The sequence below is a fragment of the Flagellimonas sp. L-11 genome, assembly GCF_056857735.1.
Genome location: NZ_JBSXNR010000026.1, coordinates 1 through 25,170 on the forward strand (window position 1 = coordinate 1; position 25,170 = coordinate 25,170).

At 41.1% G+C, this 25,170-nt stretch carries 25 protein-coding genes; 9 read left to right on the top strand and 16 right to left on the bottom strand.

Going from position 1 to position 25,170, the window contains the following annotated elements:
* Positions 1–354: 354 nt before the first annotated feature.
* Genes AC13CC_RS02080 through AC13CC_RS02100 form a run of 5 tightly spaced genes read right to left on the bottom strand, consistent with a single transcriptional unit; the run spans position 355 to position 3,976 of the window.
* Positions 355–1,893 carry a DUF4301 family protein gene (locus AC13CC_RS02080; RefSeq protein ID WP_482877818.1) on the bottom strand — a complete coding sequence of 513 codons (1,539 nt, stop codon included), beginning with the start codon at positions 1,891–1,893 and terminating at the stop codon, positions 355–357.
* Positions 1,886–2,455, bottom strand: a complete 570-nt coding sequence (locus AC13CC_RS02085) for an AAA family ATPase (protein WP_482877819.1) — start codon at positions 2,453–2,455, stop codon at positions 1,886–1,888. Before AC13CC_RS02085 ends, AC13CC_RS02080 begins: the two co-directional genes overlap by 8 nt.
* Entirely contained in the window at positions 2,416–3,051 is a 636-nt protein-coding gene (pnuC, locus tag AC13CC_RS02090) for a nicotinamide riboside transporter PnuC (RefSeq protein ID WP_326277450.1), read from the bottom strand. Before pnuC ends, AC13CC_RS02085 begins: the two co-directional genes overlap by 40 nt.
* Positions 3,035–3,295, bottom strand: coding sequence for a thiamine-binding protein (locus AC13CC_RS02095; RefSeq protein ID WP_326277449.1), 261 nt, complete (start codon positions 3,293–3,295; stop codon positions 3,035–3,037). The genes pnuC and AC13CC_RS02095 overlap by 17 nt, the downstream gene beginning before the upstream one ends.
* Before the next feature lie 39 nt (positions 3,296–3,334).
* Positions 3,335–3,976 carry a 4'-phosphopantetheinyl transferase family protein gene (locus tag AC13CC_RS02100; RefSeq protein ID WP_482877820.1) on the bottom strand — a complete coding sequence of 214 codons (642 nt, stop codon included), beginning with the start codon at positions 3,974–3,976 and terminating at the stop codon, positions 3,335–3,337.
* Positions 3,977–4,050: 74 nt separating this feature from the next.
* On the opposite strand from AC13CC_RS02100, the gene ahcY reads away from it, so the two are divergent.
* Complete coding sequence (gene ahcY, locus AC13CC_RS02105; protein WP_482877821.1) at positions 4,051–5,367, top strand: adenosylhomocysteinase; 1,317 nt, start codon at positions 4,051–4,053, stop codon at positions 5,365–5,367.
* A gap of 68 nt (positions 5,368–5,435) precedes the next feature.
* Here the strand turns inward: ahcY and AC13CC_RS02110 are convergent, their stop codons facing one another.
* Positions 5,436–6,014 carry a DUF3332 domain-containing protein gene (locus AC13CC_RS02110; RefSeq protein ID WP_326277446.1) on the bottom strand — a complete coding sequence of 193 codons (579 nt, stop codon included), beginning with the start codon at positions 6,012–6,014 and terminating at the stop codon, positions 5,436–5,438.
* Between the two features lie 132 nt (positions 6,015–6,146).
* On the opposite strand from AC13CC_RS02110, the gene AC13CC_RS02115 reads away from it, so the two are divergent.
* On the top strand, positions 6,147–7,256 hold the full coding sequence (locus tag AC13CC_RS02115; RefSeq protein WP_482877822.1) for a D-TA family PLP-dependent enzyme: 1,110 nt from the start codon (positions 6,147–6,149) through the stop codon (positions 7,254–7,256).
* A 183-nt stretch (positions 7,257–7,439) separates the two neighbouring features.
* Here the strand turns inward: AC13CC_RS02115 and rpmA are convergent, their stop codons facing one another.
* From rpmA to AC13CC_RS02130, 3 genes are all read right to left on the bottom strand, one after another.
* Positions 7,440–7,700, bottom strand: a complete 261-nt coding sequence (gene rpmA / locus AC13CC_RS02120; protein WP_163624958.1) for a 50S ribosomal protein L27 — start codon at positions 7,698–7,700, stop codon at positions 7,440–7,442.
* A 26-nt stretch (positions 7,701–7,726) separates the two neighbouring features.
* Positions 7,727–8,260 (bottom strand): 50S ribosomal protein L21, encoded by a 534-nt coding sequence (gene rplU, locus AC13CC_RS02125; RefSeq protein ID WP_326277443.1) that lies wholly within the window; start codon positions 8,258–8,260, stop codon positions 7,727–7,729.
* A gap of 95 nt (positions 8,261–8,355) precedes the next feature.
* Positions 8,356–8,811 (bottom strand): DUF4199 domain-containing protein, encoded by a 456-nt coding sequence (locus tag AC13CC_RS02130; protein WP_293165745.1) that lies wholly within the window; start codon positions 8,809–8,811, stop codon positions 8,356–8,358.
* Positions 8,812–8,994: 183 nt separating this feature from the next.
* Here AC13CC_RS02130 and AC13CC_RS02135 point away from each other — a divergent pair, with 183 nt between their 5' ends.
* Positions 8,995–10,317, top strand: a complete 1,323-nt coding sequence (locus AC13CC_RS02135; RefSeq protein WP_326277442.1) for a M16 family metallopeptidase — start codon at positions 8,995–8,997, stop codon at positions 10,315–10,317.
* Between the two features lies 1 nt (position 10,318).
* Positions 10,319–12,391 (top strand): M16 family metallopeptidase, encoded by a 2,073-nt coding sequence (locus AC13CC_RS02140; protein ID WP_482877823.1) that lies wholly within the window; start codon positions 10,319–10,321, stop codon positions 12,389–12,391.
* A gap of 63 nt (positions 12,392–12,454) precedes the next feature.
* Here the strand turns inward: AC13CC_RS02140 and AC13CC_RS02145 are convergent, their stop codons facing one another.
* The gene (locus AC13CC_RS02145; protein WP_482877824.1) at positions 12,455–14,554 is read right to left on the bottom strand and encodes a TonB-dependent receptor domain-containing protein; all 2,100 of its coding nucleotides are present in this window, start codon (positions 14,552–14,554) and stop codon (positions 12,455–12,457) included.
* A gap of 79 nt (positions 14,555–14,633) precedes the next feature.
* Positions 14,634–14,957 carry a hypothetical protein gene (locus AC13CC_RS02150; RefSeq protein WP_326277439.1) on the bottom strand — a complete coding sequence of 108 codons (324 nt, stop codon included), beginning with the start codon at positions 14,955–14,957 and terminating at the stop codon, positions 14,634–14,636.
* Between the two features lie 203 nt (positions 14,958–15,160).
* Here AC13CC_RS02150 and AC13CC_RS02155 point away from each other — a divergent pair, with 203 nt between their 5' ends.
* Positions 15,161–15,595 (top strand): hypothetical protein, encoded by a 435-nt coding sequence (locus AC13CC_RS02155; protein ID WP_482877825.1) that lies wholly within the window; start codon positions 15,161–15,163, stop codon positions 15,593–15,595.
* Position 15,596: 1 nt separating this feature from the next.
* Here the strand turns inward: AC13CC_RS02155 and gldD are convergent, their stop codons facing one another.
* Genes gldD through mutY form a run of 4 tightly spaced genes read right to left on the bottom strand, consistent with a single transcriptional unit; the run spans position 15,597 to position 19,004 of the window.
* Positions 15,597–16,154, bottom strand: coding sequence for a gliding motility lipoprotein GldD (gene gldD, locus AC13CC_RS02160; protein ID WP_482877826.1), 558 nt, complete (start codon positions 16,152–16,154; stop codon positions 15,597–15,599).
* Positions 16,144–17,454: a gliding motility-associated protein GldE gene (locus AC13CC_RS02165; RefSeq protein ID WP_326277432.1), complete on the bottom strand. Its 1,311-nt coding sequence runs from the start codon at positions 17,452–17,454 to the stop codon at positions 16,144–16,146. The genes gldD and AC13CC_RS02165 overlap by 11 nt, the downstream gene beginning before the upstream one ends.
* 27 nt (positions 17,455–17,481) lie before the next feature.
* Positions 17,482–17,943, bottom strand: a complete 462-nt coding sequence (locus AC13CC_RS02170) for a single-stranded DNA-binding protein (protein WP_326277431.1) — start codon at positions 17,941–17,943, stop codon at positions 17,482–17,484.
* A 23-nt stretch (positions 17,944–17,966) separates the two neighbouring features.
* Positions 17,967–19,004, bottom strand: coding sequence for an A/G-specific adenine glycosylase (gene mutY / locus AC13CC_RS02175; protein WP_326277430.1), 1,038 nt, complete (start codon positions 19,002–19,004; stop codon positions 17,967–17,969).
* Between the two features lie 124 nt (positions 19,005–19,128).
* Between mutY and AC13CC_RS02180 the strand changes: the two genes are divergently transcribed.
* The 4 genes from AC13CC_RS02180 to AC13CC_RS02195 all read left to right on the top strand — a co-directional run bounded on the left by AC13CC_RS02180 (position 19,129) and on the right by AC13CC_RS02195 (position 24,191).
* Positions 19,129–19,419, top strand: coding sequence for an HU family DNA-binding protein (locus AC13CC_RS02180; RefSeq protein ID WP_014032385.1), 291 nt, complete (start codon positions 19,129–19,131; stop codon positions 19,417–19,419).
* Between the two features lie 272 nt (positions 19,420–19,691).
* On the top strand, positions 19,692–21,242 hold the full coding sequence (locus AC13CC_RS02185; protein ID WP_326277429.1) for a ribonuclease E/G: 1,551 nt from the start codon (positions 19,692–19,694) through the stop codon (positions 21,240–21,242).
* Between the two features lie 87 nt (positions 21,243–21,329).
* Positions 21,330–23,699, top strand: a complete 2,370-nt coding sequence (locus tag AC13CC_RS02190) for an alpha-L-rhamnosidase-related protein (RefSeq protein ID WP_482877827.1) — start codon at positions 21,330–21,332, stop codon at positions 23,697–23,699.
* 6 nt (positions 23,700–23,705) lie between these two features.
* On the top strand, positions 23,706–24,191 hold the full coding sequence (locus AC13CC_RS02195) for a regulatory protein RecX (RefSeq protein WP_326277427.1): 486 nt from the start codon (positions 23,706–23,708) through the stop codon (positions 24,189–24,191).
* A gap of 5 nt (positions 24,192–24,196) precedes the next feature.
* Here AC13CC_RS02195 and AC13CC_RS02200 read toward each other — a convergent pair whose 3' ends face one another.
* A complete protein-coding gene (locus AC13CC_RS02200; protein ID WP_326277426.1) occupies positions 24,197–25,066 on the bottom strand; it encodes a cupin-like domain-containing protein in 870 nt (289 codons plus the stop codon).
* Between the last annotated feature and the right edge of the window lie 104 nt (positions 25,067–25,170).

Genomic DNA, 25,170 nt, shown 5'->3' on the forward strand with positions numbered 1-25,170 from the left:
CCTCGGACCGGAACTTTGCCGCCGGCTTCCTTCAGATTCCACCTCGCGGTGGACACCCTTGCCCTTGGCTAATGATAGGTAGCTATCAACCCTCATAGCGGACTTTCACCGCCTAGTAATACGTCATGCACGGCGCACCACTATGAAAAGAAAGCCGTACAAAATGCACGGCCTCTTCCCAAACCAACCAACCTAGTTGAGACAACCCACAAGGATTATCAAAATTTAATCATGTCATCGAAAACAATTTCGATTGTACTTTTAAGACACACCTTTTAATGATAGGTCACGCCAGAACACAAAAAAATCCGCTATCCATTTAGGAAGCGGATTAATTCGTTGTCTTTTAAGTTTTTATGCTTGGTGTGTTGGCTTTAAAAGGTCGTTTACCGTTTTAACAGGGTTAAAGGTTACCAATGGCACCTCTACAAAAATAGTGTTCCAAAAGGCCATGCCCCCGTTCCACAGACCAGGAAGTTCCAAGGCTTTCAATTCCTTGCCTTCTTTGGTTTTTCCTGTAATAAAACCTTGCTTGGTGTCCACAAATTCCAATAGGTTGAACTTTTCTCCTTTATGGTTCCGTACACCGCAGACCAGATCGACGGGATTAAAATGTGTTGCGTTCTGTACTATTGCAGCTTGCTCTTTGTTGTCCATATCAATTTGGGCGGACTCTATGATTTGAAGCGATATGTTCCCTTGACCATCTTTTATCCAAAAAGGGCCTCCACCGGGTTCTCCCTCGTTTTTAACCATGCCACAAACTCGGATGGGGCGGTTTATCCTATCTTTTAAAACCTTCTTTTGTTCGTCCACGCTGAAATCATCGTAATTTTTGGGCATACGAACATTGAGGTCTCTTTCCAAAAAAGCTTTTATTTCATCCGATTTTTCAATGGAAACATCGTCTTTTTCCAAAAGTTTGGCATAAGAAAAAGCCTTATCCTGTACTTTTTTTAGGACACCGGCCAACATTTTTTTGCTGTTGGCCACGGTCTCCAAGTTTTTATCAACGACTACGTTATCAATATTTTTAATGAAGATAATGTCGGCATTTTGATCATTAAGGTTTTCGATGAGCGCCCCATGCCCTCCCGGACGAAACAGAATGGTTCCATCGCTATTTTTGAATGGCTGGTTCTCCATATCCACCGCAATGGTATCCGTTGAAGGTTTTTGGTTGGAGTAGGACACTTTAAAAATGGTATCGGTCAGCTTTGAAATTTTTGGCCCTACCAAGGCTTCTTCCTTGGCGAACATCTCATCGTGCTGTTCCGATACGGTAAAATGAAGATTGGCCCTGCCCTTTGTTTTCGCATAAAGCGCAGCTTCTTTTAAATGTTCCTCGAACGGGGTTGCCGTCCCTGTATCATATTCATGGAAAGGCAATAGCCCTTTTGGATAAAAACCGTAATTGAGCCCATCCTCGGCCAACATCTCCTTTACAAAAAGATAGGATTCTTCATCCTTGTTGGATGCTTTGCCCTTTATTCTTGACATTATGAGGTCGTAAAAAGGAAAATCCGAAAGGTTCTCGGTAAACTTTTTTGCATCCTTGTCATCAGTTCGCTCTATGTATTCGGAGAGTTTTTCTTTTGATGGATCATAACTGTCCAAAAAATTGAACATGGCCTTGAACATTCGGGATGCCGCTCCCGAAGCGGGCACAAACTTTAATAGTTCCAGTTCTTTTCTGTTGTCCTCAAAATACTGAAGCAGGTCGAGTTGTTCTTTTTCGGAAAACCTTAGTATGCCATTACCCACCACAGCGGCTTGCGATAGCTGAACAAAGGGGATGCCCTCTTTAAATGTTTGTATTTGGTTTGCTACTTTTTCTTTGGAAATTCCTTTGGAATCCAATTGTTCCAAGTCTTTAGGACTTAATTCAATCATGTTTTTGGAGAAGTTTATCTATATAATTTACTGCTGTGGATAGCCTTGACGCTTTATCCCCCCTTAAAATAACGAATTTCCTGTTATTATTCTCCAAAGCTTCCTTGAAATACGCAAACATTCGTTCTCTTTCATCTGGCTTGTCCCTCAAATCATCCGCCTCCCATGGTGTATCTATATATGTCAAAAAGTATAGGTCGTAGGTGTTTTTTAGGGCGTACTCCTCCAAAAGTGAGTCGCAGGTTCTATTGTAATAAGCCTCCGAATAAACCTTGGTCTCCAAAAGATCCGTGTCACAAATAAGGACTTGATTTGCCTTTTTGGCCAACTCATTTTCCAAACGCATTTGGCCGTAGGCAATGGGAACCAAATCGTGGGGTTCGCATGTTTTTTTCTCCCTGTCCCATTTCTCTTGAAGATATTCCCGTGCATATTCGGGCACCCATTGCGTATTGTAGTGCTCGGCCAATTGTTGGGCCAAGGTGGTTTTTCCGGTAGACTCGGGTCCAAAAAGGACTACTTTTATGAGGTTTGAGGGCTCTTGCCCAAGTTTTTCTTCCATGCTAGATATCCCTGTATTGCCAACACAGTAAAAATGAGGTACTGTAAAGAGAACATACCCCATCCTCTATATGCGTACAAAGGTACAGTTATTAAATCACCCAAAATCCAAAGGGTCCAGTTTTCCAGTTTTTTATTGGCCATATACCACATCGCAGTAAAGAAAATCCCCGAAGTGAATATATCCACGTAATTGGTCGGTTCTATTTCCGCACCAAACATCCTGTATACCCCATATGTAACCAACATGGTCAGTAGGAAAAAACCAAACCCTGTCCATTTTTCTTTGGAATTGGTTCTCGAAATATTGACCACCAGCCGTCTATCATCTCTTCTTCGGGCCCAATTCCACCATCCGTAAATGCTCATAATGGAGTAATAAAAATTCATCATCATATCACCATACAGGCGATCCACAAGAAAAATATAGGTAGTTATTACGGTAGCGACCAATCCCGTGGGATACACCAAAATATCTTCCCTTTTGGCATAGACCACGCTGGCAATTCCAAAGAAAAAAGCAGTGGCCTCTAAAATGATCAGGGATAGTTCTCGGTCTCCGTAGGGGCCGAGAAAAAAATCAAAAATGGGGTTCATACTCGCTTCGGTCGGATTTTACCATTTTCATGGTAAGTACTACATGATCCAAGTTCTCAAAACTTTCCTTGATTTCGGAATGGAGCAGCTCCATTACCTTATCATAATCACCAAACACCTGTGTACTCAATGGGTTTTCTAAAACAGTGAGTCCCGAATCGCGCAACTTTTTGATAAAATCAATGACAGGAGCTTCAAAATTGTCTTGAAGTGGTGATAAGGTTAGTTCAACGGATACTTTCATGGGCAGTTATAGTTTCAGCAAAACTACAAAAAGGAATCATCATCCCCCCATCATTTTAAGCGCATAAACGCATGTAAAACCCTCAAACTCTATAAATTCAATTTCGTAATGCGATCTTTTCCCTTCGTACAATATCTCGGCCACGGTACGGGTGTCCTCAAAAGAAAAATCAATCACATTAATATGTCTTAAAAAACTAAGTCCCTGCCGTGCGTAAATTTTGTAAAGCGACTCTTTGGCGCCCCAAACAATGGTGAGCTTTCGCATCAATGCTTCCGAATTGGCCAAGGTTTTGTACTCTTGGATGGGCGTAAATTTGTGGGCGATCTTTAGGATTTTATCCCGTTGCATCTCAATATCGATGCCGACCTCATCGGTTTCACTGATAATTATTCCGGTAAAGTTGTGCGAATGGGTAATGGAGATAAATTTCCCATCCTTAAGATGCGGTTTTCCAAAGTCGTCATAATACAGGTCATGATCTACATATCCCGCCTTTGCCATAAGGTGACGAATACTCAAAAAAGCCCTTCGGTGTGCCTCCGATTTCATGCCGTCCATCCTGTTTTGGCAATGCGTTGTAAGCTCCACACCCTTAGTAAGTTCAGCCTCTGGCTCGGTAACCTTCCAAATGTAGACTTTGGTCGTTGGCGAAACTGTTATTGTTTTGTAAATGGGCATGAACTAAAGTTAAGTGAATTCGTATCTTTGTCGCACTATTTAAGCGAAGCTACAAAAGTAAATTTATATAAAATATGAGCACAAAGACAATTCCGCATGTACCTTACAAAGTAAAGGATATCTCTCTTGCAGATTGGGGAAGGAAAGAAATTGAGCTTGCTGAGGCCGAAATGCCAGGGCTTATGGCCTTACGTGAAGAATACGGGAGCCAACAACCTTTAAAGGGTGCAAGGATTGCCGGTTGTCTTCACATGACCATTCAAACCGCTGTTTTGATCGAAACCTTGGTGGCCCTCGGAGCTGAGGTAACCTGGAGTTCTTGCAATATCTTTTCTACGCAAGACCACGCTGCTGCGGCAATAGCTGCTGCAGGAATCCCGGTTTATGCTTGGAAAGGGATGACCGAAGAGGAATTTGACTGGTGCATTGAACAAACCTTGTTCTTTGGTGAGGCAAGAAAACCATTGAACATGATCTTGGACGATGGCGGGGACCTTACCAATATGGTCCTTGACCAATATCCCGAGTTGGCAACCGGAGTAAAAGGACTTTCCGAAGAGACCACAACCGGAGTACACCGTTTGTATGAAAGAATGAAAAAGGGAACGCTTCCCATGCCAGCCATTAACGTGAACGATTCTGTGACCAAGTCCAAATTTGACAATAAGTATGGATGCCGTGAGAGTGCCGTGGATGCTATCCGCAGGGCCACGGACACCATGTTGGCCGGTAAACGTGTTTTGGTTGCCGGTTATGGCGATGTTGGAAAAGGAACCGCTGCATCATTCCGTGGGGCAGGTGCCATTGTTACCGTTACCGAAATTGACCCAATTTGTGCTTTGCAAGCCTGCATGGACGGTTTTGAAGTGAAAAAATTGGAAACCGTGGTGTCCAATGCCGATATTGTAATCACTACAACAGGCAACAAGGACATTATACGTGAAGAGCATTTTAGAGCCTTAAAGGACAAAGCCATTGTTTGCAACATTGGCCATTTTGACAACGAAATTGATATGGCTTGGTTAAATGGAACCTACGGCGATACCAAAGACGAAATAAAACCACAGGTTGACAAGTACACCATTGATGGCAAAGATGTAATTATCTTGGCCGAGGGTAGATTGGTAAACCTTGGATGTGCCACGGGCCACCCAAGTTTTGTAATGAGCAACTCGTTCACCAACCAAACCTTGGCACAAATAGAGCTTTGGAACCACAGCGACAAATATGCCAACGAAGTTTATATGCTTCCGAAGCATTTGGACGAAAAAGTGGCTAAATTGCACTTATCTCGTTTGGGCGCTGAGTTAACTGAGCTCAAGCAAGAGCAGGCAGATTATATCGGTGTAAAAGTAGAAGGACCTTTTAAGCCTGAATATTATCGCTATTAATCTTAAAAAGCTTTTATAAAACAAAAACCCATGGCAAAACCATGGGTTTTTTTATCAAATACTGAAGTCTAGTCTCCCAAAACAGTCTGGTCGTAGTAACAAGTCTTGTTTTCTTGAAGCAAGGCCAATCCTTCTTCCCTAGTACTCATAGGGTCTATTTTAACCTTTTCCCCGTTTGGCATATAAACAATATAGAAACCTTCTTCAAAAGAGGATAGCTTAATAATCTCACCATTTGGGCGAACGGCATTCCAAGATTTTTCATCTGGTTTATACACCAAATCAATTTTCTTTCCTTTTTTTGGTCCCTCCACCACGGTAACTTGAATTCTGTTTTTGGTGGCCACCATTTTAAATTTGTTTCCATCGTGCTCTACCATTTGAGTTTCGGATTCCCCATCTTTCATAGCAATGGGGTTAGATCCCGACCAAAACTCGATTACGTTAAAAATAAGGGTGTCTCCAAGAAAAAACAGGCCGTAAACGGGAACTATGTTCAATCCCCAAAATATGAGGTTATCCAAAAACTTGCTATCCGTTAATCCTTGGTTCCAATCTTTTAAATTGTTGAAGGCACTAAAAGAACCTAAGCAGCTAGTAAATAAAACAGAACAAGCCAATAATGATGAAATGATTGCTTTTTTCATGATATAAGATTTATAGTTAATGTTATTAAAGCTACAAAAAAACTTTATGTAAAAGTCACAATGGGTTATCCATGAACTTTTTTTGGCATCATTTAATTGGTTACATTGCCTTGGCAATTTATATTCAAAACAATGGACAACTGGTACAGTATACAAAATGTAAAAGCAGTGGATTCACCGTCAGTAGCGTTGTACTTGGAACGCGTTAAGTACAACATTAATGAGATGATTACATTGGTAGATGGCAAAACAGAACGGTTGATGCCACATATCAAAACCAACAAAATGCCCAAGGTAATGGAGCTATTGGTGGCATCCGGAATCTCCAATTTTAAGGCTTCCACCATTGCTGAAGCGGAAATAGCTGCTGAAGCTGGAGCTAAGTCTGTTTTGATTTCCCATCAACTTGTTGGGCCCAAAGTAAAACGCCTCCTTAGTTTGATGAAACACCATTCTGAAACCCGGTTTTCCACTATTTTGGACAATATGGATAGTGCCGAGCTTTTAAACCAAGAGGCTTTGGACCATGAACTCACCATCGATATTTATATTGACATCAACAACGGGATGAACCGTTCCGGAATCGAAGTTGGTCATGGCCTCGATGAGCTAATGGCTTTTCTTAATACTTGTAATGCATTACATTTTAAAGGGTTCCATGTGTACGATGGTCATCTACGCGACACCGATTTTGAGGAGAGGAACCAAAAAATTGAAAAGGGACTTGAAGAAGTAACCGCATACTTTAAAGCGGTTCAAGAAAAGTACCCAGACTCCCAAATGATCTGTGGCGGAACACCTTCCTTTACATCCCACTTAATTAACAAAAGTAGAATTACCAGCCCGGGCACTTGTGTGCTTTGGGATTGGGGCTATGGTGAAAAATTAAAGGAGCAAAACTTTAAACATGCCGCACTTTTGATCACAAGGATTATTTCCAAACCCACCGAGGGTATTATTACAGTAGATCTGGGCCATAAATCCGTGGCGGCTGAAAACCCCATTGACAAACGGGTAAAATTTCTCAATCTAGAAAATTATGAATTGCTTTCACAAAGTGAAGAACATGGTGTGATCAAAGTAAAAGATTGGGACAAACATAACGTTGGAGATGTTTTATATGGCATTCCGTATCATATTTGCCCTACTATTAACCTTCATGATGAAGTATCCGTTATCGAGAATGGCAAAAAGGTTGATACTTGGGAAATTACAGCCCGAAAACGGAAATTACGCTTCTAATACAAGTCCAAGATTTACCCAAACCCTAAAAATAGAGGTTCATTTCAATATTCTACAAGAAAAGAAGGCCACTCCCCATCACTCCAAAAAATCACCATTAGTTTTTGAAATCTTTAAAAATGATGGCAAATAAAAAAGGCCCCGCCAAATGCGGAGCCTTTTCCAAAATATCGTTGTTGCTTATTACGCTTCAAAAGGTTCGATGGAAACGTAAGATTTCCCTCCAACTTTCTTTTCAAACTTAACAACACCATCTACCTTGGCGTGCAAGGTATGGTCTTTTCCTGCGTATACATTTTCACCAGGGTTGTGCTTGGTACCACGTTGTCTTACAATAATGTTACCAGCAGTGGCTGCCTGACCACCAAAAATCTTAACACCTAAGCGTTTCGATTCTGATTCTCTACCGTTTTTTGAACTACCTACACCTTTCTTGTGAGCCATGATATATAAATTTTAGTTCTTTTCTTTTATTTGCTTAACGCTTCTATCAACTCGGCCTTCTTCATGGAAGAGTAACCGGTAATTTCCTTGGCCTTTGCCATTTCCTTCAATTCAGCAACAGTTTTGGAACTCAAATCCTCAGTTGCCTTTGGAGCTTCCTTTTTTGGAGCTTCCGCTTTTTTCTCTGCCTTTTTTGGTTCGGCAGCTGGTTTTGCTTCAGCCTTAGCAGGAGCCGCTTTCTTGGCACCTTTTGCTACAATACCTTCAACCACGATTTCGGTCAAATATTGCCTGTGACCGTTTTTCTTCTGGTATCCTTTACGTCTTTTCTTTTTAAAGACGATTACCTTATCTCCTTTGAGGTGTTTTACTACTTTGGCCTCAACAGCCGCACCTTCTATGACCGGGGCGCCAATGGTTACGTTACCACCATCTTCCAAAAGAAGCACTTTGTCGAAAGTAACTTTATTACCTTCTTCTTCCTGCAAACGGTGAACGTACACTTTTTGGTCTTTTGCAACTTTAAATTGCTGCCCTGCCATCTCTACAATTGCGTACATAATGCGTTAATTAGATTAAAATTACTTCGCTTTATCAAAATTAGCGGGTGCAAATATACTGCTAAATCCTTAATCCACAAGTAATCTTCCCTGATTTAACCCATAATTTTTTTTGAATTGTTACTGGTTTTAAAGAGTTGCATAAACGAGAGGGTCAAAACCAAAGTCGTGGCAAACCCCATTATGGCCACTGTAAAAAAAACAATGCCTTGGAAATTCTTATAGTCGTTGGACCATGCCGAGGAGAGTTTATCAAGAAAAGCACTGTCCAGCTCCGTTGCATAGAGGGCAAAAAAGATGGTGAACAACAACGTGGCAACAAAACCGGTTGTAATGCCTGCGGTAAATCCATTTCCATAACTAAAACTCTTGCCCTGCCTTATTTTGGTATACTTGATTGTCTCATATATACCAAAACCAGTAATCACCCCATTAAACAGGCTGTAAAAAACATTGGTATGCTTTCCCATCAAAGCCAAAATCAAAAAATATGCGATCAGTACAGCACTGGTAACTATTCCGAAACGGATTGGAAGGGTTAAATTTTTCATATTTCAATTTTTGGATTCATTGTTTAATTTACTGAATGTTTGTGAATTATCCCACATTTTAAATCTAAAGACTTTTATAAATTCACAGGATCGTCATAAAAAATTTTATATTTAGCGTAACATCGATCGGAGAATCGATACCAACCTCTTAGCAATATCAATTTTTAAATACTAACTATTAACATGAAAAAACATTTGTTTTCTGCATTTACAATGCTCTTTGCGGTAACCCTGCTTTCTGCACAGGAAGTGGTTTTTGAAGAGTATGATCTAGACAACGGCCTGCACGTTATCCTACATCAGGACAACGGTGCACCTGTGGTTACCACATCGGTTATGTACCATGTGGGATCCAAGGACGAGGACCCCGACAAAACGGGTTTTGCCCACTTTTTTGAACATTTATTGTTCGAAGGCACCAAAAACATTGAACGAGGTGAGTGGGACCAAATCGTTGCTTCCAATGGAGGAAGGCATAATGCCAACACCTTTTTGGATCGCACCTATTATTATGAAGTTTTTCCTTCCAACAGTTTGGAGGTCGGCCTTTGGCTGGAATCGGAACGATTGATGCACCCTATAATTGGACAAATTGGCGTGGACACCCAAAAAGAAGTGGTACAAGAGGAAAAGAGACTTCGGGTAGATAACTCTCCCTACGGTGCCTTTTTTAATGAAATCCTGAAAAATCTATATGCCAACCATCCATATCGCTGGGGGGTTATAGGGTCTTTTGAGCATTTGGCCAGTGCCACTTTGGATGATTTCAAAAAATTCAACCAAACCTACTATGTGCCCAACAATGCGGTTTTGGTTGTAGCTGGCGATTTTGAAGCTGCCAAGACCAAAAAAATGATCGAAGATTATTTTGGCCCTATTCCAAGAGGCGCCGAAATTCAAAGGCCAAACGTAAAGGAAGAGCCTATCACCAAAACCAAGTTTGCCAAGTATTACGACCCCAACATCCAAATCCCTGCAATTTTATTGGCTTATAGAACACCAGGGCAGGGACAACGGGATGCTTATGTGATTAACATGATTTCTACTTATTTAAGCGATGGGGAAAGCTCCAAACTCTACAAAAAATTGGTGGACGAGAAAAAAATGGCGCTGCAAATACTTTCCGTGCCCATTGATGCCGAAGATTACAGCTCCTACATTGTTGGGGGCCTTCCGGTTGGGGACAATTCCATTCAGGACATCAAAAAAGAAATCGATGAAGAGATCCTAAAACTTCAAATGGAGTTGATTTCCGAAAAAGATTACCAAAAACTTCAGAACAAGTTCGAGAACCAATTTGTAAATGCCAACAGTAGTGTTGAGGGCATCGCCAACTCATTGGCAGAAAATTATATGCTGAAGGACGACACCAACCTCATCAACACCGAGATTGATATTTACCGTTCCATTACCCGTGAAGAAATCATGGAAGTGGCCAAAAAATATTTGAAGGTAAACCAACGATTGGAATTGGAATATTTACCAGAACAAAAAGATGCTAATTAAGATGAAAAAATATTTAATTTTAGCTGTGCTGTCCTTATGCATGACAGCCTCATACGCACAAATTGATAGGAGTACGCAACCTGAACCAGGGCCAGCTCCCAAGATCAACTTAAAAGAACCTGCCCGTTTTGAGCTTAAAAATGGCTTGAAGGTCCTGGTAGTGGAAAACCACAAATTACCCAGGGTTCGCATTCAGCTTTCCATTGACAACCCACCTATTTTAGAGGGTGACAAAGCTGGGGTATCCGCACTTACGGGAAGCATGTTGGGCAAAGGGTCCAAAAACATCCCAAAAGACGAATTTTATGAAGAAGTGGATTTCTTAGGTGCCAATATCTACATTGGTGATCAAAGTGCCTTCGCAAGTTCCTTGTCCAAATATTTCCCAAGAATTTTGGAATTGATGGCCGATGCCGCACTCAATCCAAATTTCCTTCAAGAAGAGTTTGAGAAAGAGAAAGAGAAAGTCCTTACTGGAATCAAGTCCCAAGAAAAAGACGTTTCCGCCATTGCGGACAGGGTTCAATTGGCCTTGGCCTACGGAAAAAATCACCCTTTTGGTGAATTTATGACCGAGGAGACCGTTAACAATGTAACCCTACTCGATGTGGAGCAATTCTACCGATCTTATTTTGTTCCCGCCAACGCTTATTTGGTAGTAATCGGTGATGTAGAATTTGAAAACGTGAAAGAATTGGTGACCAAGGCGTTCACTCCCTGGTCCAAAGCAGCCCCGCCTTCTTTTAGCTATTCCGACCCAAAAGATGTGCAGTACACCCAAATCAATTTTGTGGATATGCCCAACGCTGTGCAGTCCGAAGTAGCGGTGGAAAACATCACCCACTTAAAAATGAAGGACGAGGACTATCTGGATGCCCTTTTGGCCAATAGAATATTAGGTGGCGGTGGACAGGCAAGGTTGTTCAAAAATTTGAGAGAGGACAAAGGGTACACCTACGGTTCCTATTCCGGATTAAGGGCCAATAAATTTAGTCCAATGCGTTTTAACGCCTATGCGCAAGTTAGAAATGCCGTTACCGATAGCTCCGTGGTCGAAATCTTGAAAGAGATAGATAAAATAACTTCCGAGCCTGTCTCCGATGAAGAACTGGCTAATGCAAAGGCCAAATATGCAGGAAGCTTTGTGATGGCCCTCGAAAAACCTGAAACCGTTGCCGAGTATGCACTGAACATAGAGACCGAGGATCTTCCAAAGAATTTTTACGAAACCTATCTGGAACGATTGGACGCCATTACCAAAGAAGATGTGCTCCAAGCAGCCAAAAAGCACTTTTCCACCACCAATGCCCGCGTAGTTGTTACCGGAAAGGGAAGCGATGTTTTGGAAAACTTGGAAAAAGTGACCTTTAAAGGGAAAACAATTCCTGTTCTCTATTATGATAAATATGCCAACAAAACGGAAAAGCCTGACTATAATGCCGCGGTTCCCGAAGGGATGGATGCCAATACTGTATTGAAAAACTATATTGAGGCCATTGGCGGAAAATCCAAACTGGAAGGCGTGGATTCTTATTCCATGTTGGCGGAAGCAGAAATGCAGGGCATGAAATTGGAACTTGAGATGAAGAAAACGTCCCAAGACCAATTTATGCAAAATGTAAAAGTACAGGGCAACTCCATGCAAAAACAGGTTTTGGATGGCGATAGTGGCTACATGGTGGTGCAAGGCCAACGAAAAGACCTTTCCCCAAAGGAAATTGAAAAAATCAAAGAAGAATCTGCCGCTTTCCCTGAATTGAATTACTTGGCTGCGGGCGATGTTGCCTTGGAAGGTGTTGAGCCTGTGGGCGACAAAAAGGCCTACAGGCTAAAAATAAACGACAGCAAAACCGCTTTCTACGATGTGGAAACCGGTCTAAAAGTTCAGGAAATCAACACTCAGGAAGTACAAGGCCAGCAAATGACGAGTACATTGGGGTACAGTGATTACCAAGAAGTTTCAGGCATCAAATTCCCATTCAAGCTGATGCAGAGCATGGGGCCTCAAAACTTTGAATTTAATGTAAAGGAAATCAAAGTAAACGAAGGAGTCGAGGCATCAGACTTTAAATAAAAAAGACTTTATCACATAAAAGGCGCTCTTTCTGGAGCGCCTTTTTTAATGTTCATCAATTTGCTAAAAACTGTACTGTATAAAAGCAGATAAGTTTCTTCCAGGATCATTGATGGGTACCCGACCATAATCCGCTTGGTTCACAAAAGAGAAATTCAGGTGATTGTTGTAGGTCTCATCAAAAATATTGGATAATGCCACACCGACGGTCAAATGTTCGAAGGGCTTTGCACCAAAACGCAAATCCACAACCCCATAACCATCCGTACTTTGCTCTCCAAAGGAATTAGCAATATTGGACTGTTCCGATGTAAGCGTATAGGTTGCCCTGGCCCAAATCATTTCTCTCTCAAAACTTAAGTTGAAGCGGCTCACCAAAGGTGGTGTCAAGGGAAGGGATTCATCCAAATCTTGATTCTTGGCATAGACATAGGACAATTCCGTTTTAAAGGTGAAATCTTCCAAAAAGGCCAATTCCCCAAAAACTTCAAACCCTGTTTTGTAAGCATCATTCAAATTGGTGAATCTTTTTACTTCGGTAGGTTCCGCCATGGGCATGTATTTTTTATCCAAAGATGGGTCTATCACAGGAACAATATAATTGTCATAGATAGCATAATAGACAGAGGCTCCATAGTCCAATCGGTTGAAAGCATATCCCTCAAAATTGGTATTTGCTTTAACGCCCAACTCAAATTGATTGTTTATCTCGGCGTCCAAATAAGGGTTGCCCACATATTCGTATGGATCTTGCCCGACCGAAAAATGGTTGATAAAGCGTTCGATCATATTGGCGGAACGCACTCCTCTACCATAAGCCAATTCCAATAAAAGATTGGATGTGGCCATATATTTAAATGATGCTGTTGTACTAAAATTATGCTCCGTTCTTGTATCCAAATCGGGATATTCGGCAACAAAATCATCTGCTGGTGCATCTGTTTTGGACAGAACCATATCATACCTCGCCCCTACATTCAGCAACAACCTTTTGGATAACGGATATTTACCCTCTACAAACGCTCCGTAATCATCAATTTGGGAATCTTGCCATACCTCATCCACAAATTCCATGGGCATGGGGAGTGTTTCCCCAGTCATTATGTTCCTTTTCACCAAACGGGTCCTGGTTCCCGTTCTCCCAACTGAAAATGCATCAATTCCTGTGTAGAGCTTAAAATTGGTGGCTGGTCGCCATTCCAGTTCCACTCTTCCACCAAGGGTTGTGGCGTCCACTTCTGATACCGCCTCTGTCATCATAAAAGTGGGTCTTAGTTCATTGGTCATAAGGTGGTCCACTTTGGAACGATATATCTTGGCGCTCAAGGCTTTTAACCGATCGGACACATTGTCCAATTTATAGTCGACAGAAAATACATTGCTGTTATCTTCCTCAGTATCCATGGGCAGTCCGGCATGCAGTACATCCCTTCCAAAAGATTGCCGGAATCCTAGCTGAATCCTCTGGTTTTTTGTTGGATTGTATCCTACTTGAACACCATAATCGGTACTTTTAAAAGACGATGGCACCTCATTTCCATCTCCGTCCTCATAGTTGCCAAAATCACGGAGTCCGAAATTAAGGTTCACATCAAACTGCTGACCAACATACTTTATATTTGCAAAACTGGTAATGGCATTTCCGTTGTTCTCCCCTCCAAAGTTTACTTTGCCATGATAGCCTTTATCTTGTTTTTCAACCTCTTGGGTCACCAAATTCACAATGCCACCAAAGGTGGGCCCGTATCTAAAGGTATATGGCCCTTTAACCACTTCTACCCGCTCTATCTCTTCTGGGGTCACATGAGTGGTAATGGGGTCCATCCTATTGGGACAGGCGTGCATCACCTTGGTTCCTCCATTAAATTGAACATTGAGCTGCTCATATTGAGAAGCCCGAAAAGACGGATCTATGGCATAGTTACCCCGTTTAATCAGATTAAAGCCATTGATATCCTTAAATAAATCGGCCACATTCTTGGATTGGACAATTTTCTTTTCCGGTTCGCTCTTAAATGAGGACAAAACCGGATCTGTTTTTCGTTTTCCCTCTACCAGTACCTCATCCAATTGTACCGGTGCTTTTGATAAGGTATCTTGCGCATTTGACACTTGCGCATAGGACACACTGGCCCCAAAAAGCAAAACACAAAGTTTTGCCATCGCACTTTTATTCATTTTGACTTTATGTTAAGATTATACATGTTCGGCAATGGGTGTTTGCCGTTTTTATTGTAAAACCTTAAGCCATAGGCGGTTTAATGAGGGTATCGCTAAAACGATATGAATAGGATTCTGAGTAATAAAATGAGTTAGGGTTAGCCTCAATGCTATTTGGTATGTTGTAGCTAGGTATTTCCATAAAAAAGATCCTGACTTCTTCCCAACCGATTACCGGCATGGGCTCTTCATCCTCCGCTTGGGCACGGAGCATTTGGGCCAACATACATTTGCCATCGCAGTTAAGTTCCGGTTTGTCCTTGTTTTCGCAAAGTTCCTCTATAAACCCATCCCTATCCAAACAGTAATACACGTACATTGATGAAAAACGGAGATTGCTTATCATTATCAAAACAATCAAAAGACAAGCAAAAAGGTTTTTGGGACTAAATATGGACTGTATCCTTTGCAACGAGTTTTATTTAAGTTGCAAAGATAAATCTTACTCAATGGCAAGAATATGAGAATAATCATTAATTAACACATATTAGCCCTTTATTATCTAATGATGTTTGACAGTTGTTTATTTTTGTAGATAAATAAAAATCCATGAAAAAAACCTTTTTTATCCTAAGCTGTGCCATTTTATTTTTGAGTTCCTCCTGCAAAGAAGAAAAAAAAACTGCCGAAAGTACAACCCAAATGGAAAAAGTGATGGCCATCCATGATGAGGTAATGCCCAAAATGGGAACCATAGGTAAATTGGTCGGGGAGCTAAAACCTAAAGTGGATTCCACCAAAACGGGGCAGCAATACGAAATCGCTATGAAAGATCTTCGAGATGCACATAAAACCATGATGGACTGGATGAAGGATTTTGGTGATAGATTCAATCACGAAGAGATCTTAAACGGCAAGGAGCTTTCCGAAGAAAAAAAGCGATGGTTGGATGAGGAAGAAGAAAAAGTGAAAATGGTCAAGGAAAAAATAAATGGCAGTATTGCAAGGGCCGAAGCGCTACTCGCTAAGGATTCAGTGCAATAAATCACTTTTTCCACCGCAAACTTTCCATAATCCTTCGGATATCGTTCTGTAGGTACATGGCTGCGGGAAGAATGGAATCGTAGTTGGGTTTTGCGTAAAAATACAGAGAGCCTGTTACAAAATGGTTGATACTGTCTGTTACATAAAATTGCGATTGCGATGCTGCATTGCCACTTACTTCGTAGAACATTCCGTACACGCCATCTTCTTGATTAATAAATGGTTGTTCCGCAATGTTATCGGCTTTTACCACGTGCTCATAAGATAGTTTCTGTGCATCTACAAGCAAGGTGTCCAAATTGCCTTGAACCGGTTTGTAAGTGAGGTAGATTGACCCGTTCATCATTGGATAGTCCAGAACCATGGAACAATCCTTACTTTCCTTGATTTCAGAAAGGATGTTTTTATCAAAAGTATACACACAATCAGGGCTGGACTTTGCGTACTCAGCAACCGGATAATCCAACCGAAGCATAGCTTTGGGTTTTGGCAAAACCTCATCCTTACACCCAATAAAAAATACGGCAAGACCAATAAAAAAGAAAATGTTATACTTCATGTGGCAATGTTACTTTTATACGTTTCAATCTTTTTTTGTCCATACTTTCCACAATAAACTTGTAATCCTTGAACAAAACCTTTTCTCCTATTTTTGGAAAACTACCTGATATTTCAAGCACAAACCCTGCTATAGTTTCAGATTCGCCCTTTTTGCTTTCAAACTCATCTTCCTCTTCTATTTTTACCACACGATAAAAATCCTTTAAGGCTGTTTTGCCATCAAACACATAATTGTAATCGTCCAATTTGGAGAATACCAGGTCTTCATCATCAAATTCATCGCTGATATCCCCCACGATTTCCTCAATAATATCTTCCAGAGTAACAATTCCAGATGTACCGCCATACTCGTCCACCACTACGGCCAAATGATTTTTTTTGTCCTGAAATTCCAACAGCAAATCATCCAGTTTCTTGTTTTCCGGCACAAAGTAAGGTTCGCGGATCAGCGACATCCAGTTAAAACTCTTCCTCTCAATATAGGGCAGCAAATCCTTCACATAAAGAACGCCCATAACATTGTCCATATTTTCCGCAAATACGGGAATTCGGGAATATCCGTTCTTTTTGATTTCTTCTAGTATTTCTGGAAACTTCATTTTCTCGTTGACCGCGAAGATGTCTATCCTTGGCCGCATTACTTGCTTGGTGTCGGTGTTTCCGAAGGTTACAATACCCTCCAATATTTTCTGCTCTTCCTTTGTGGTATCTCCTTCAGAGGCCAGTTCCAAGGCTTGGGAAAGATGGTTGATACTCAAATTGGATTTTTTCTTTCCCAATTTATCTTCCATAAACAAGGTTACGTAGCGCATTGGTGAGCTCAATGGCGTAAAAATATAGCTCAATACTTTTAGGGGAACCGCTATAAATTGCGAAAACTGCACTCGATTACGGTTGGCATAGATTTTCGGAAGGATTTCCCCAAACATCAAGATCAGAAAGGTGGCCACAACTACTTCCAACAAAAAACGCAACGTTCCATCAATTCCTTCAAAAATCGTATCACCTATGGAACTGAACAGCAATACAATTCCGATATTAATGGCATTATTGGTAATCAAGATGGTGGCCAATAACTTTTTGGGCTTGGTCAATAACTCCACAATCAATTTGCTTCGGGAAGAATTGCTCTCCTGCATTTCGTTGACATCGGTCTGTGACAGGCCAAAAAGTGCTACCTCTGCGGCCGAAATCAAAGCTGAGCCAGCCAAGAGCAGTATCAGCACAACAATTTTTAAAGGGAATATTCCACTAAATGTGGTAAGATAAATTGCCAAACAATGGGGCTCGGGATCCAATTTAATATTGCTTTTTTAGTGTTTTATTTAGAATGGCAGGTCGTCATCCTCTTCCTCCGAATTATCGGTAGGCGCAGCAGGGCTTTCAGCCTTGGATGGCTCTTGGTAGTTAGGGGACGAACCTGATGATTGTGCATTGGCCATGCTTTCCTTTTTGGTCGTTAAAAAGGTAAAATCCTGTACGTGCACTTCGGTGGTGTATCGGGTATTACCGTCCTCACCTTGCCATTGCCTGTTTTTTAAACGGCCCTCCACATAAACCTTGTCACCCTTACTAAGGTACTTTTCACAAATTTCAGCGGCCTTGTTGCGCACAACAATATTGTGCCAATCTGTATTGGTCACTCTTTCGCCGGTTTGCCTATTGGTATAGGTCTCATTGGTGGCCAAAGGGAATCTACCGATACAGTTTCCGCCTTCAAAATAGTGCATTTTCACTTCGTCTCCCAAATGCCCGATCAGCATTACTTTGTTCAATGTTCCGCTCATATCTCTTTAATTAATCAAAAGTACTAAATTTTCAATGTCTTGATGAAATCTGCTATCAAAACTGGTACTGGAAAATCACCAATTTGTTTCCATGGTGTTCCTTCCTTTAATATATGAGAAGTTCTTAGGATCCAAAATTGTGTGTGCAAATGTTGGTGAGATAGTTTGTGCACAATGGGTTCACTATTATATAATGACAACGATTTGATTGCTGGAATATCCCCTTTTTCCTTGATCAATGGCCCCAATGCTTCGGCCTGAAGCCTTTTATCCGACTCTATCAATGGGAACTGGTACAGATTCTGCCAAATACCCTTTCCCTTTCGTTGCTCCAAGATAGTGTTTTCGACTTCATCCAACAATACCATATAATTAAAGTAGCGATTTCTAACCTTGGTTTTGTTCTGTTTTACTGGCAGAAGGTCAACTTTATCATCTTTTAGCGCCACACAACTGTCTTGAAGTGGGCACAATAAACAGTAGGGTTTTTTGGGCGCACATTGTATGGCACCAAACTCCATTATCCCCTGATTATAATCTCTTATATTCCTTTCATCCATCACCTCCCGGGCGAGTTCCTTAAAATATTTGATGCCCTGCGTACCATTAATAGGTATATCCACCCCAAAATATCTGGACAGTACACGATAAACATTTCCATCTACTACGGGTTCCGCAACATCAAAACAGAAAGATACGATGGCACTGGCCGTATAATCGCCAACACCCTTTAAAGATTTCAATTCTTTATAGGTCTTTGGAAATTCCCCGTTAAAATCTTCCACGACCATTTTGGCCGTAGCGTGCAAATTGCGTGCGCGGGAGTAATAACCCAGTCCTTGCCAAAGTTTCAGCACCTGCTCTTCAGGGGCGTTCGCAAGGTCATAAACTGTGGGGAAAGCCTCCACAAAGCTATAATAATAGGGCATCCCCTGCGCCACACGGGTCTGTTGCAGTATAATTTCCGACAACCAAACTTTATAGGGTTCCCGCGTTTCTCTCCAGGGGAGCTCACGTTTGTGTTTACGGTACCAATTCAGGATTTTTGGGGCAAAAGTCATTCGATAAAGTAATAAAGCTCAAATGTATCAGTTTATATACTTAAAATTAAAGGGTTAAAGGGAAAGATTAATTTTAATGTTTATATTTGCAAGCCGAAAAAAATTAGAAAATTAATTAGAAGTAATGACGAAAGCAGATATTGTAACTAGGATCTCAGAAAAACTAGGTATTGAAAAAGGAGATGTGCAAGCGACAGTAGAATCCTTTATGGAAGAGGTAAAATCATCCTTGGAGAATGGTGATAATGTTTATTTAAGAGGTTTTGGTAGTTTTATCATCAAGACCAGAGCGGAAAAGACAGGTAGAAATATCTCTAAGAACACTACCATTAAAATTCCTGCACACAATATTCCTGCATTTAAGCCGGCCAAAGTTTTTGTGGAAGGCGTAAAGACAAACGTACAAGTAAAATAATATAATTAACAACACTAAAGCAAGAGCCATATGCCGAGTGGAAAGAAAAGAAAAAGACATAAGGTAGCCACGCACAAGCGCAAGAAACGCAGAAGAGCTAACCGACACAAGAAAAAGTAGTTGTTTCAACTACTTTTTCGTTTTACCCTATCACGTTCTTTGACATAGAGATTCAAGAAACGAATTTCAATCGGTTCGAAAAATAACCGATACTATATATTGTTTAATCATTTATCCCAAAATTCATGTGGGATAAATAAAAATCGATTCAGGTGAATAGAGAATTAATAGTAAGATCTACGCCCGATGCAGTCGATTTTGCCTTACTAAAGGATGGAAAATTAGTAGAATTACACAAAGAAGAAGACAACAATAACTTTTCCGTAGGGGATATCTTCCTAGCCAAGATCAGAAAACCCGTTACAGGCCTAAATGCAGCATTTGTTAATGTAGGTTATGAAAAAGATGCGTTCCTGCACTACCATGACCTGGGCCCGCAACTGTCTTCCATGTTAAAATTCATTAAACAAGCTAGAACAGGGAAACTAAAAGATTACTCCCTGAAAAATTTTCCATTTGAAAAAGACATTGACAAGAATGGCAGCATCAACGATGTGCTAAAAGCCAATCAGTCACTACTGGTACAAATAGTAAAAGAGCCCATATCAACAAAGGGACCAAGAATAAGCTCCGAGCTTTCCATAGCCGGGCGATTTTTGGTCATGGTGCCTTTTTCCGATAGAGTCTCGGTATCCCAAAAAATAGCGAGCAAAGAGGAAAAGGACAGACTTATAAGGCTTGTAAAAAGTATTAAGCCCAAGGGATTTGGAGTAATCATACGTACCGTAGCAGAAGGCAAAAAGGTTGCAGAACTGGACAAAGATCTACAGAATTTGTTTTCCAAATGGACAAACATGTGCAAGAAATTGCAGCGGGCGTCACATCCATCCAAAGTTTTGGTGGAACTGAACAGGGCGTCATCCATCCTTAGGGATGTCTTCAACGATTCCTTTACCGGAATTCACGTTGATGAAGAAACACTCTACAACCAGATCAAGGATTATTTGCATGAAATTGCACCTCAAAAAGAATCCATTGTAAAGTTGTACACCGGTTCGGCCCCGATTTTTGAAAAATTCGGGATAGAACGTCAAATCAAGACCTCATTTGGCCGAACAGCTTCCATGAGCCGCGGGGCTTACCTTGTTATAGAGCATACCGAGGCTTTGCACGTAATAGATGTAAACAGTGGTAACCGCTCCAACAAGGCGAAAAACCAAGAAGATACCGCACTTGAAGTGAACCTATTGGCCGCAACCGAAATTGCAAGGCAATTGCGTTTGCGCGATATGGGCGGGATCATTGTGGTGGATTTTATTGATATGACCAAAGGTGACCACAGACGAAAATTGTTTGATCACCTTAGGGATGAAATGAAAGACGACAGGGCAAAACACAAGATTTTGCCACCCAGTAAATTCGGCCTTGTACAAATTACAAGGCAAAGGGTGCGTCCGGAAATGAATATCAAAACCAGTGAGGAAAACCCGAATGGGACGGGAGCCGAAGTTGAAGCTCCAATTGTATTGATTGACAAAATTCAGTCAGATTTAGAGCGAATTCTTAAGCCAGACCGCAAAAACAACGGAATTGTATTGAATATACACCCGTTTATTGCAGCTTACCTTACCAAAGGATTCCCTTCCATCCGTTCCAAATGGTTTAAAACCTATAAAAAGTGGATTAAAATCCAACCACGGGATGCTTACAAGTACTTAGAATATCGTTTTAAGGATAAAGACGGTAAAACAATACATCCATAATAAGAAGCGACTCCAGAAACGGGGTCGCTTTTTTTGTATTCACCAGTTAACGACAAAACCCTATTTTTGATATTCAACATCCCTACCATGAGAAAAATACTTTCCGCCATACTAGGTCTATTCATTTTGGCGTGTTCCACCCCCACCGAACATCCACTAACCAGTATTTTAATAGATTCCCCAAACATAACGGGTAAAGAAAGTTACTTGAAGTCTCCTTATGTTACCTCGGGAGACAGGGTGTACATGGTGGGCCATCAAGATGGTAGGTTTCCGCCATTGGGCTGGCACATTAAGGGCGAGATGGGAGGTGTCTGGAACCACCCCATAAAGCTGATGGACGGCTTTGAAGTGGAACTGACTACCGAACAGGGTACACTTCCTTTGGACAGTGCCTCCAGTTTTACCAACTATCCATTTGCCAATAAACATACCTATACATTTGAAAATGAGGGACTGCTCATTGAACGGATTCAATTTGTTCCCGACGAGACGCAGGGAATCTTTATACAGTTCATCCTAAAAAACTTGGGAGAGGAAAACTTTGAGGGAAAGCTCAACTTTGTGGGGCACACCAACCTAAGGCCAACATGGCTGGGAGAACGCTCCAATATGATTGACTCCAAAGACTCCAGCTTTTTCGAAGAATCGTATTGGGTGGTGAAAGACAGTATCAATCCTTGGTACAATGTTTTTGGATCCGACCGAACACCAGTTGATGCTGAAAACCTTTCCAACATTCTTAAACCCAATGGAGCCTCCAACTCACTTACCTATGCGGTTACAATTCCTGCCGAATCGGAAACAGTTCTAAATTTTTCCGTAGCTGGGTCCTATCAATCGGAAGAAGAAGCCATTAACACATATCGTGATATTTTGGCAAACTATGTCTCAAGGGCAGAAGAAAAAAAGGTACGGTACAAACAATTGGCCCTACAATCCAAACTGACCATTCCAGACAAACAGTTACAGCAAGCTTTTGAGTGGCTGAAGTACAATTGCGACTGGTTGGTGCGAACCGTGCCAGAGACAGGTACCGGCATTGGCGCAGGGATTGCGGACTACCCTTGGTGGTTTGGAGTGGACAGTGAGTATGCACTTAAAGGGTATATGGCTATTGGTCAAGATAAAATTGTGGAGCAAACAATCAGGCTTTTGGACAGTGTTTCCATGGCGGTCAATGGCAATGGAAGAATTCTTCACGAAATGTCCACAAACGGTGTTGTTTTCAATAAAGGAAATATTAATGAAACTCCTCAATTTGCATCATTGATTTGGGAAATCTATAAATGGAACGGTGATAAAGAATTTCTTGAAAAATATTTTCCAACGATAAAAAAAGGCTTGAAATGGCTATTGGAGGAAAATGATGACAATAAAAATCTATTTCCAGATGGTTTTGGCATGATGGAAATACACGGTCTCGACAGTGAAATGATTGATGTTGCTGCTTACACGCAAAGAGCTTTTGCAGATGCCGCGCTTATGGCCAGAGAGTTGAACGAAACTGAATTGGCCAGAGAGTATCGGAAATTGGCGGATCAGCTAAAGGAGAAAATAAACACTGAATTTTGGTCGGAAACTTTTCAATCCTATGCAGATTTTATTGGAACGGACGAGCAGGCCCTGCAATTAATAGAAGATGCCTTGGTCAGGGCAGATACGCTCAACAAACCATGGGCAATTGAAGAACTTGAAACTACAAAAAAACAAATTTTGAGCAATCCGTCGAACGAGCCCAGACCCTTTGTTCTTTACCACAATTGGGTAGTAAACACTCCCATGGAAATGGGTATAGCCGATTCTACCAAAGCAATAGTGGCTTTGGACAACGCAAAACAATTTACAAATCCTTTTGGAGTGTTCGTCACAGGAATTGATCGCGATGAGACAGCTGTTGATGACTCTGGCTCCTTCAAGGGAAGTAAGGTGTTTTCTTATACCGGTGCCGTAATGACATTGCCCACGGGAGTGCAAGCGGTTGCAGAAAATAATTACGGCCGTCCCGACCAAGCCCTCGATTACTTAAAAAGAATGTCCCGTTCCTTTAGCTACGCACTACCCGGTAGTATCTACGAAGTTTCCCCAGACTATGGCATGATGACCCAAGCTTGGAACATATATGCCTTTGCAGTACCCATTGTAAACCAGTTCTTTGGGATTAATCCCTTGGCACACAATAAAACAATCATCATTGAACCACAAATGCCAAAAGAATGGGATACTGCTTCATTGGAAAATGTAAAAGTAGGAGACAACGAGATTTCGATATGGCACACAAAATCCAAAGAATCCCATCAAATTAAAATACAACAAACAAAAACAGACTGGAAAATTAAACTCGTTTTACCTCAAGGAGAATATATTGTATCAGAAGGCAATTCAGAAACAACAACGGAAAACGGTAAAACCATACTCACTTTTTCGGATAGGTTTATTGTGGTATCAAAAAAATAAACATAAATGCATTCAGGATTTTCTTCTCAAAAATTTTACTCCATAGATGAAGCCACAAAAAAAATGGAGCATTACTGTGCCTACCAAGAACGCTGCCACAAAGAGGTTACGGAAAAGTTGAAGGGTATGAACATGATTCCTGAAGCCATAGATCAAATATTGGGTCATTTGATTCAGGAAAATTTCCTCAACGAAGAGCGTTTTGCCAAGGCCTTTGCCAGAGGTAAGTTCAGTATTAAAAAGTGGGGGGCAAACCGTATCATTCGAGAACTAAAGTTAAGGGATATTTCCGCTTATAACATTAAAAGTGCCCTTTCCGAAATAAATAACGAGGATTACCTACAGATCTTTGATGAACTCGCCAGAAAACGTTTGGAACAAATCAAAGAAAAGAATCCATTGAAAAAAAAGAAAAAATTGGCCGATTATCTGCTATATCGTGGTTGGGAAGGCCATTTGGTATATGAAAAAGCCAATGAGCTTATAAAATAATCCAATCACCTTTGAAGCATAAGCTTTTGTGTTCGCTCCACCGCCTTTTCGTTCTTCCAGTCAATCCATTGTTGCCCTTTTAGTCTACGCATTAGGTTATCAAAATGACGCATCACAAAAATGTTGTAAACTGCTTTTCCAAGGTTTTTGGGCTTTCGTGCAATCGCCCTAAGACTCATGGAAAACCCAGGGGTAATATATTTCATGTGGTGCCAATACCCTTCGGGTATATACAAAACATTTCCATGCTCCAAATGTGCAATATGTCCTTTGGCATATTGTAAAGCGGGCCATTTATCAAGATCGGGGTCAGCAAAATCGATATCCTCCCGTGTAATTAAAGAATGTGGAATCTTGTACAGGAATTTTGTCTCGTCTTGGGAAAAAAGAATGCATTGTTTCTTTCCCTCAAAATGAAAGTGAAATATATTGGCCAAATCAATATCGTAGTGCATAAAGGTGTGCGAATCCTCCCCGCCAAAGAAAAGCATGGGCAATCCTTTCATGAGCCGTAACCCAAAATCTGGATACTTAAAATCTTTCTGAAGTTCTGGGACTTCTCTTAATATGTTCCAAAGAAAAATACGGTATTTCGTGGGGCCGCTTTTCAACAAGTCCACATAATCGGCCAGCTTCATTTTGGCGTGTGGTTCGTTAAAACCTTCGTCGTGTTTTACTGGGCGATCATCATACAAAGGAACTTCCTTATCCCCTGCCACCTCTTTTACATAGTCCAAGCTCCATTTGGAATACGCCGGCCAATCCTCAATAAAGCACTCAATTACAACAGGCTTTTGGGGCCTGAAATATTTTTGGATGAACTCTTTCTTGGAAAGGGTTTTCTCCCGAGGTATCTGTTCAAGGTTCAGCTTCAAAATTTCAAGGAATTTGAAACCACTAAATTAATAAAAGGATTTGAATTGGTCGTAACACCTATCCCTATGAGACCAATTTACCTTTCTCCTTGGCCGCTTCGTTC

Excerpts from the sequence above, each read along its gene's own strand:
- AC13CC_RS02080 (WP_482877818.1), bottom strand. The coding sequence starts at position 1,893 with ATGATTGAATTAAGTCCTAAAGACTTGGAACAATTGGATTCCAAAGGA.
- AC13CC_RS02085 (WP_482877819.1), bottom strand. The coding sequence starts at position 2,455 with ATGGAAGAAAAACTTGGGCAAGAGCCCTCAAACCTCATAAAAGTAGTC.
- pnuC (WP_326277450.1), bottom strand. The coding sequence starts at position 3,051 with ATGAACCCCATTTTTGATTTTTTTCTCGGCCCCTACGGAGACCGAGAA.
- AC13CC_RS02095 (WP_326277449.1), bottom strand. The coding sequence starts at position 3,295 with ATGAAAGTATCCGTTGAACTAACCTTATCACCACTTCAAGACAATTTT.
- AC13CC_RS02100 (WP_482877820.1), bottom strand. The coding sequence starts at position 3,976 with ATGCCCATTTACAAAACAATAACAGTTTCGCCAACGACCAAAGTCTAC.
- ahcY (WP_482877821.1), top strand. The coding sequence starts at position 4,051 with ATGAGCACAAAGACAATTCCGCATGTACCTTACAAAGTAAAGGATATC.
- AC13CC_RS02110 (WP_326277446.1), bottom strand. The coding sequence starts at position 6,014 with ATGAAAAAAGCAATCATTTCATCATTATTGGCTTGTTCTGTTTTATTT.
- AC13CC_RS02115 (WP_482877822.1), top strand. The coding sequence starts at position 6,147 with ATGGACAACTGGTACAGTATACAAAATGTAAAAGCAGTGGATTCACCG.
- rpmA (WP_163624958.1), bottom strand. The coding sequence starts at position 7,700 with ATGGCTCACAAGAAAGGTGTAGGTAGTTCAAAAAACGGTAGAGAATCA.
- rplU (WP_326277443.1), bottom strand. The coding sequence starts at position 8,260 with ATGTACGCAATTGTAGAGATGGCAGGGCAGCAATTTAAAGTTGCAAAA.
- AC13CC_RS02130 (WP_293165745.1), bottom strand. The coding sequence starts at position 8,811 with ATGAAAAATTTAACCCTTCCAATCCGTTTCGGAATAGTTACCAGTGCT.
- AC13CC_RS02135 (WP_326277442.1), top strand. The coding sequence starts at position 8,995 with ATGAAAAAACATTTGTTTTCTGCATTTACAATGCTCTTTGCGGTAACC.
- AC13CC_RS02140 (WP_482877823.1), top strand. The coding sequence starts at position 10,319 with ATGAAAAAATATTTAATTTTAGCTGTGCTGTCCTTATGCATGACAGCC.
- AC13CC_RS02145 (WP_482877824.1), bottom strand. The coding sequence starts at position 14,554 with ATGGCAAAACTTTGTGTTTTGCTTTTTGGGGCCAGTGTGTCCTATGCG.
- AC13CC_RS02150 (WP_326277439.1), bottom strand. The coding sequence starts at position 14,957 with ATGATAAGCAATCTCCGTTTTTCATCAATGTACGTGTATTACTGTTTG.
- AC13CC_RS02155 (WP_482877825.1), top strand. The coding sequence starts at position 15,161 with ATGAAAAAAACCTTTTTTATCCTAAGCTGTGCCATTTTATTTTTGAGT.
- gldD (WP_482877826.1), bottom strand. The coding sequence starts at position 16,154 with ATGAAGTATAACATTTTCTTTTTTATTGGTCTTGCCGTATTTTTTATT.
- AC13CC_RS02170 (WP_326277431.1), bottom strand. The coding sequence starts at position 17,943 with ATGAGCGGAACATTGAACAAAGTAATGCTGATCGGGCATTTGGGAGAC.
- mutY (WP_326277430.1), bottom strand. The coding sequence starts at position 19,004 with ATGACTTTTGCCCCAAAAATCCTGAATTGGTACCGTAAACACAAACGT.
- AC13CC_RS02180 (WP_014032385.1), top strand. The coding sequence starts at position 19,129 with ATGACGAAAGCAGATATTGTAACTAGGATCTCAGAAAAACTAGGTATT.
- AC13CC_RS02190 (WP_482877827.1), top strand. The coding sequence starts at position 21,330 with ATGAGAAAAATACTTTCCGCCATACTAGGTCTATTCATTTTGGCGTGT.
- AC13CC_RS02195 (WP_326277427.1), top strand. The coding sequence starts at position 23,706 with ATGCATTCAGGATTTTCTTCTCAAAAATTTTACTCCATAGATGAAGCC.